We start from the raw sequence: 7,609 nt of genomic DNA, 5'->3' as shown, positions 1-7,609 counted from the left end.
CAAGACTGCCCTAGTTTGACAGCCTTGCTTTTGGTTTTTTTGTTTTTGTAGCTTGCCCAGTTACTCAAAAAATATTGATTACGCTTTATCGTCTTCTTCACGGCGTAGACCGTCTTGCCATTTAGAGCCTTGCGTAGAAACGTTTTCTCCCTCGCTACTCTCATGCCCACTGTGAGCATTTAGACGCCCATCATCTGTGTCTAATTGAGTATCAATACCTCTACTATGATTGTAACTCATACGTTCGCTAAGCGTCGACTCAGCGTCGCGACTACGATGATCAAGTGCTTCAGCTTCAGGGTTCGCTTCATCGAAGTCGGTTTGTGCCTTAACTTCCTCAACCGTACTTTGTTCGCCAGCCATTTTGACATCGCCATCCGTCTCATAACCATGCGCTGGATTGTCATCGCCCGTAGACTCAGTATCTTTGATTGAATTATCATCGGCCGATATACCGTTTTGAGCTTGGGCCGCGCTTTTAAGCTCAGCATAATCCGTCAGCTGATGTACCGCATTCTCTAAACTATGAGGATTAAAGCGCTCTTGTACATGCAAAAGATGTTCATCAAGTACATCGGTAAGCAGAGAATCAAAACGTAGTGCGTTGTATTTAATTAATTGCTCAGCCTCACTTTCAGTAATAACACCACTTTGGCTGGCATGGACTACGTGATCTTCAAAGGTTAAGCCCTCAAAGCTATCATCATGTTCTGCTTTTTTGAACTTTTGCCATAGTGGTTCAACTTCGAGCAGCGTCTGATAAGCGTGTTCCATACGTCCAGTAACATCATCAGGATCAGTATTGTAGTACACCATGGTCTTGAGATAATCACGAAATGGATTGGCTTCATGATCATCCATAAAGGTATCACCCAATTTGGCTTTGAGCTCATCACTAGCTGGCGTAAAGATACGTCCACTTGGGAATGTCACAAAGCTAACCACATTGGCCGCCATCCGATTAGGGAAGTTGGCAAAAAATGCAACAAAGGCTTCTTGAATAGTATATAGGCTATTTTGTAGGGCGACCTCTGCGTGTAAGCGCTCTGCTTCTGACTTACTACCATGCTCGTAAAACTGCAAAATAGCGGTGGCAATAAATAGATGACCATGAATATCAGCCAAGCGTCCCGACATCATCTCTTTACGCTTCAAGTCTCCAGCGAGTAGACCTAAAGCCATATCGGCAGTAAGGGCAAAGCCAGCGCTCAAGCGGTTGATATGTTTGTAGTAGGGGCGAGTAAAACTGTCTGCAAAGCTTGGCGCGTTACTACTACCGCCGACGTAGCCTGCGACAAAAGCTTTTGCCCCGCGGTTAAAGGTATAACCTAAATGTTTAAAAAATAGGTTGTCAAACTGCTTTAGAGCGTCTTTTTTGTCTTCACTTTGTAGTAATTGCAACTCATCGAACAGATATGGGTGACAACGCATAGCGCCTTGACCAAAAATCATGAGCGAGCGTGTCAGAATATTTGCACCCTCAACCGTAATAGAGACCGGAATAGATTGATAAAGAGAGGCTAAAAAGTTACGCGGACCCATTTGTATGGCACGACCACCAACGACATCCATACCATCATTGACGACTTCACGCATAGTCTCGGTCGCATAGTATTTCGCCATGGCCGTCATCACCGATGGCGTACCACCTTGGTTAAGACCGCAAGTAACCAGATGACGAAATGCCTCTAGCATATAAGTATTACTAGCCATACGACTGGTGGCATCTTGGACACCTTCGAATTTACCAACCGATATTTTGAACTGTTCGCGTACCTTTGCAAAAGCACTCACCGACAAGTAACTCATCTCGCTTGCTGACGTTGAAAGCGCTGGTAAAGAGATACCGCGTCCAACCCCAAGACATTCCATGAGCATACGCCAACCGCGACCAGCATTTTCGACACCGCCAATAATATAATCTAGTGGAATGAAGACATCCGTACCATCAACCGTACCATTCATAAATGGTGAGCCACTTGGATAATGACGTGGGCCTATAATCACGCCTTCGTGATCAGCAGGTATTAAAGCACAGGTAATACCGTAGTCGGTCTTGCTAGGATCGCCAAGCAAACCTTCTGGATCATGCATTTTAAATGCCAGTCCCACGACAGTTGCGATAGGAGCAAGCGTAATCCAGCGTTTAGAGAAGTTCATGCGCATACCGAGCGTATGCTCACCTTCATGAATACCGTAGCACACCACTCCTGTATCGGGGATAGCGCCTGCATCAGAGCCCGCCTCAGGACCCGTCAGACCAAAGCAAGGAACTTCTTCACCTTTAGCAAGTCCGGGTAACCAGCGCTGTTTTTGCTCATCGGTACCATAGTGCATGAGCAGCTCACCAGGACCAAGTGAGTTTGGCACCATACAGCTGACCGCAGCCGTTGAAGAGCGTGAAGCGATTTTACTCATCACGCGACTTTGAGCATAAGAGCTGAATTCTAAACCGCCATACTCTTGAGGAATAATCAAACCCAAAAAGCCATTGGCTTTAATAAACTGCCAAGTCTGCGGGGTTAGGTCTTTATAATCTTGAGTAATCTCCCATTCATCAAGCATGGCACATAGCGTCTCAACTTCATTGTCGATGAAGCTTTGTTCGCGTTCAGACAACTCAGGATAAGGGTAATTGGCAAAGGTGTCCCAGTTTGGCGCACCCATAAACAGCTCTTTTTCCCACCAGCTAGTACCCGCATCAAGCGCCTCACGTTCAGTATCACTCATACTTGGCATGGCACCGCTTAGAGCCTTATAGACAGGCTTGGTAATAAGCGCTTGGCGTATGGGAGCAATCAACAGTATCAAACACAAAAGTGCTATTGGAACACCCAATACGAGCGACCATGGGCTAATAAACGCAGTAACTATGACGGTGATTATGGCAACGATACTACCAGTGACACGGGATAAAGACAGTAAAAATATGGCCAAGACAACGGCTAACTGAATGATTACTGCTAAAATAAATAAGCCAATCGCCATGACTGTCTCCTTGGCAAAACGTGAGTGAGAAATTTAGAAATACAAAATTAGGTGTTATTAATAATCAGGGTCGATAATAAAACAGCCATCATACATATCGTTTGTGAGCCTGCTTTTTATCCTTGCTTTAAAGCTTTATTAAATCTTATTGTTTATTAAATCAGGCTATAAAGACAATTGTATCTACCAATATGAAATAGTTCTCATAAACTATCAATAGACAAAATGCTACGCTATGTCGACAATATGTATCAACTTACCTTTTTTAATTTTTTAAATAAAACAAACGATCTATTGGACCGTACAAGTCAAAAGGGCGATAAGCAGTTTTCAGCGTAGGATAAGGTGTCGTTACGACCAACGATAATATGGTCTATAAAAGTGATATCAAGTAAATCACAGGCTTTTTTTAGCTCATAAGTTAACAGGTTATCTGCTGTCGATGGCTGTGCATCAGTATGAGGGTGGTTGTGAGCCACGATTAACTGACTGGTTGCATGGCTTAAGGCATGACGCAGTACGTGCTTGATGCATACTGAACAAGAAGAGATGCCACCAGTAAAAAGTATCTCAAAGTTTAATAAATTCAGAGCATTATCGAGACAAAGTACGGCAAAGACCTCACGATGCTCGCCGCGCAATTGTGTACTGATATAGTCTTTGACCGCCTGTGAACGCCCAAGGGCCTGACCAGTCTTAAGTTGACTATCCAGATAGCGTGTGCCCATCTCAAGCGAAGCTAATATCTGTGTATATTTGGCAGGGCCGATACCATGGCAGGCAAGGACAGACTCTTGCGGCGCCGCTAAGAGTTCTGCTAGGCTACCGAATTGCTCAATCAAATGACGAGCAAGCTCGATAGCTGACTGCGATTGAGTACCAGTGCGTAAAAATATTGCTAAAATTTCTGCATCGGTAAGATGCGCTGCACCAAACTTCAGCAGCTTTTCACGTGGTCTGTCGTCTTCGTGCCAGTCTTTTATAGCCACTATTTTTCCTTAAATATGGGTTGATACTAAATAAATGAGAGAGTAAACAAGATTAGGGAAGAAAACTTTCCCCAATTTATCGCATAATTGTTACTATAAACGCAATTTTATCTTCTAACTTTTTATTGATGCCACGCCTATGTCAAATGTTGTGCTCGCTATTACTGGCGGTATTGCCGCTTATAAATCTGCTGTTTTTGCCCGTTTACTGATTAAAGCGGGGTTTGAGGTGCGCGTCATTATGACGACAGGCGCGCAAGCCTTTATCACACCACTAACCTTGCAAGCGCTGACTGGTAATGAGGTACATATCTCATTGCTTGATGAGCGTGCTGAGGCTGGCATGGGTCATATTGAGCTTGCCAAGTGGGCAGATTTGATAGTTATCGCGCCTGCGTCTGCCAATACCTTAGCTCGATTGGCAATGGGAATGGCTGATGACTTACTAGCAACGGTATGCCTTGCAACTACCGCACCAGTATTGATTGCACCAGCGATGAACCAGCAAATGTGGGCTCATCCAGCGGTAAGCTTAAATGTACAGACGCTAGCTGATATGAATTATCATATTATTAAGCCTACAAGTGGTGAGCAAGCATGCGGTGATGTAGGGGCAGGGCGCCTGCCTGAGCCTGAGCAATTGTTAGCAGAAGTACGTTTATTTAGCGCGCAGCAAACTATCCCACAGCACCTACACAGTAAAAAGGTCGTGATTACCGCAGGACCTACTGTTGAAGCGATCGATCCGGTGCGCTATTTATCCAATCATTCTTCAGGAAAAATGGGTTTTGCACTGGCACAAGCCTGCGTAGAAGCAGGCGCGCAAGTGACATTAATCGCTGGCGGTAAAGTCGCGCTACCAACGCCGCTTGGGGTCACTCGTATTGATGTATTGTCTGCCGCAGAGATGCTAACGACTGCTCAGCAATGTGTGGCTGGTACGCATCCTGCTTTACTGGCTTTGGCTGAACATGAGCAAAATGATAGTCATGAGCACTACCATACGCATAGCCATGAACACGAACATGGCGATTGTGATTGCCATGAGCCGGATAATCAGATAGAGCCGCAAAGTATGGCGTTAGGAAGTATAACGTTAAACAGTGACTTAGATACTTTGCGCTTAGATACATTGCCCTTAGATAACTTGCGCCATGCTGATATCTTTATCGCCACTGCTGCTGTCGCTGATTATCGTACTGAAGAAGCTGCCCCACAAAAAATCAAAAAAACCCAAGATGCCATGACACTAAATCTGGTGAAAAACCCTGACATCTTAGCGACTATTTCACATGCCTATCCGGATATGTTTGTCGTCGGTTTTGCGGCAGAGACACAAGACGTAGAGCACTACGCGCGCGGTAAGCTGGCTTCTAAAGATTTGGACTTGATTGCTTGTAATGACGTCTCACGCTCAGATATTGGCTTCGCCAGCGATGACAATGCGATGCAAGTGTTTTTCTCAGAGCGCTATGCCCATGATACAGTGACATTAGAGAAAGCAAGCAAGGACAAGATTGCCGCACAGCTCGCTACTATTATCGGCGAGACCTTGATGCAACGTCTTAATGGTTAATCATTTAGTTATTAGCATTAAGACGCAAATGATATATCTGTTAGGGCTATTATGATGGACATGACAGATAGCGGTAGCACTCAGACATTATTACTGATGGCGATATTTGCGCTAGCATCATTGCTACACGGCATTAGTGGACTGGGTGTAACGCTTGTAACGACGACTGCGCTTGCCAGTATGTACCCGCTGCCACATGCCATTGTCTTGGTGATATTCCCGTCATTACTGCTGAATGCAATGACTTGGCTAGCTGGTGGTGGCCGTAGTATTTGGCAAAACTTTATCTATTATGGCAGACGCTATTGGCTGCTCGCTTTAACCAGCTTGCTCGGTAGTATTTTGGGTGCAAAGCTACTGCTGTGGGTAGATAGTGCTTATATCTTATTGGTATTGGCGGCTGTCATTGGCTATTATGTGATAAGTGCATTACTCGGTAAGCAAATACGTCTACTTGATACCAAGCCGGTGCTGATTATTGTTGGCTTTGGTGCAGGCGTCATTGGCGGCGCGACCAACGCGATGTCGACCATACTAATGATGTACTTATTGTCCGCAAGTAACGATAAAAATACCATCGCTAAAGTCGGCAATATGTGTTATTTTTTGGGTAAAATTGCTCAAATCGTCGTATTACGTGAACCTATTATGGCGCTGAACAGTGGTGAGTGGCAGTTGATTACTCTGCTAAGTGTCTTGTCTATTGCTACGCTTTTAGTTGGCATCCGCTTGCGTCGTTACTTACCGCAGGCACGCTTTCGCCAGCTTATTTTATTGATTCTCACGGTACTTGGTATACGCGTAGGCTGGCAGGGGATTACGGCGTTTTTGTAGTATAGTCAGTACCAAATAGAATCGAAGCATCAATAATTACGTGCTACTGGTATAAGTTTTAAAGTGATTTGACTATAGGGAGTGCTTTCCAGGTTAGCGATTGAATAAGGGAGTGCTTTCCAGGTTAGCGATTGAATAAATTTAATACGACAGTAGCGATGACACTGATGACTATCATCGTGACCACTGGAAAATAAACCCGTGTGTTGCCCGAGGTGTGCTTAATATCGCCTGGCAGATTACCTATCCACGAAAACGCGCTTGGAAACAGCAGCCAAATAACGCCGATAATAACCAGCACAATGCCTATAACTATCAATATTTTTGCCATATAAATCTCGCTAGTCTTGTTTTACTCTTTTGTCTCGACTATTAATGCGTTGCACATGAGCCAGCTATCTCACCAAAATATAGCTGCTGGGCGATCCGAAAGGTATTACAGTGCGCTTCGACCACATCTTCAACATCTTCTGAATAACCACCGCCCATGACGATAGCGACTGGAATGTTAGCGGCTTTTGCTTGCTGCAACACATATTCATCGCGCGCCTTGCAACCCCCTTGTGTTAAGCCAAGTTTACCCAGCTTATCAGTTGCGAGCACATCGACCGCAGACTGATAAAAAATCATATCGGGTGCGACGTCGCTAATTAGGCGTGGCAGCGTATCCATCAAAATCTGTAAATATTCTGCATCACCCGTATCGTTATCTAACTCAATATCTAAGTCGGATATTTCTTTACGAAACGGATAGTTCTTGGCGCCATGCATACTAAACACAAAAACGCGCGGCTCATCCGCCATAATGCTGGCGTTACCATTGCCTTGATGGACATCCAAATCAACGATCAAAATTTTCTGCGCCTGTCCACGATTTAATAGTAAATTACTGGCGATACAAACATCGTTAAAGACACAAAATCCCTCGCCATGATCGGCAAATGCATGATGGGTACCGCCCGCGACATTCATTGACACCCCGTACTGCTGAGCATATAACGCACATTCATAAGTGGCGTGGGCGATATGGCGACCACGATTTACTAACGCTTCGGTCATCTCAAAGCCAATAGGGCGCGCTTCTTTGCGTGGCAAGGTTTGGGTTTTAAGCTTATGCCAATAGCCCTCAGTATGGGTGGTTAAGATTTCGTCTTCTGTCAGACGCTTTGGTGCAAAAAAATTCTCGGTCGTGATAGTCCCTTCACTAAGCAGTCGCTCAGGA

The 7,609-nt window shown here is 44.9% G+C and carries 6 protein-coding genes; 2 read left to right on the top strand and 4 right to left on the bottom strand.

Annotated features, from left to right (window positions below):
- Positions 1-78: 78 nt before the first annotated feature.
- Positions 79-2,988: an acyl-CoA dehydrogenase gene (locus PENNN9_RS09720; protein WP_058369496.1), complete on the bottom strand. Its 2,910-nt coding sequence runs from the start codon at positions 2,986-2,988 to the stop codon at positions 79-81.
- A 308-nt stretch (positions 2,989-3,296) separates the two neighbouring features.
- A complete protein-coding gene (gene radC / locus PENNN9_RS09715; protein ID WP_058369495.1) occupies positions 3,297-3,977 on the bottom strand; it encodes a RadC family protein in 681 nt (226 codons plus the stop codon).
- Between the two features lie 139 nt (positions 3,978-4,116).
- On the opposite strand from radC, the gene coaBC reads away from it, so the two are divergent.
- A complete protein-coding gene (coaBC, locus tag PENNN9_RS09710; RefSeq protein ID WP_058369494.1) occupies positions 4,117-5,553 on the top strand; it encodes a bifunctional phosphopantothenoylcysteine decarboxylase/phosphopantothenate--cysteine ligase CoaBC in 1,437 nt (478 codons plus the stop codon).
- Positions 5,554-5,604: 51 nt separating this feature from the next.
- Positions 5,605-6,387 (top strand): sulfite exporter TauE/SafE family protein, encoded by a 783-nt coding sequence (locus PENNN9_RS09705; protein WP_058369493.1) that lies wholly within the window; start codon positions 5,605-5,607, stop codon positions 6,385-6,387.
- Positions 6,388-6,511: 124 nt separating this feature from the next.
- On the opposite strand, the gene PENNN9_RS09700 is transcribed toward PENNN9_RS09705, so the two are convergent.
- Positions 6,512-6,718, bottom strand: coding sequence for a DUF2905 domain-containing protein (locus PENNN9_RS09700; RefSeq protein ID WP_058369492.1), 207 nt, complete (start codon positions 6,716-6,718; stop codon positions 6,512-6,514).
- Positions 6,719-6,759: 41 nt separating this feature from the next.
- The coding region (locus PENNN9_RS09695; RefSeq protein WP_058369491.1) for a histone deacetylase at positions 6,760-7,609 on the bottom strand (850 nt) is incomplete at its 5' end.

It is taken from the genome of Psychrobacter sp. ENNN9_III, from assembly GCF_001462175.1.
Lineage (GTDB): Bacteria > Pseudomonadota > Gammaproteobacteria > Pseudomonadales > Moraxellaceae > Psychrobacter.
This window is presented reverse-complemented; position numbering and strand designations above follow the sequence as displayed.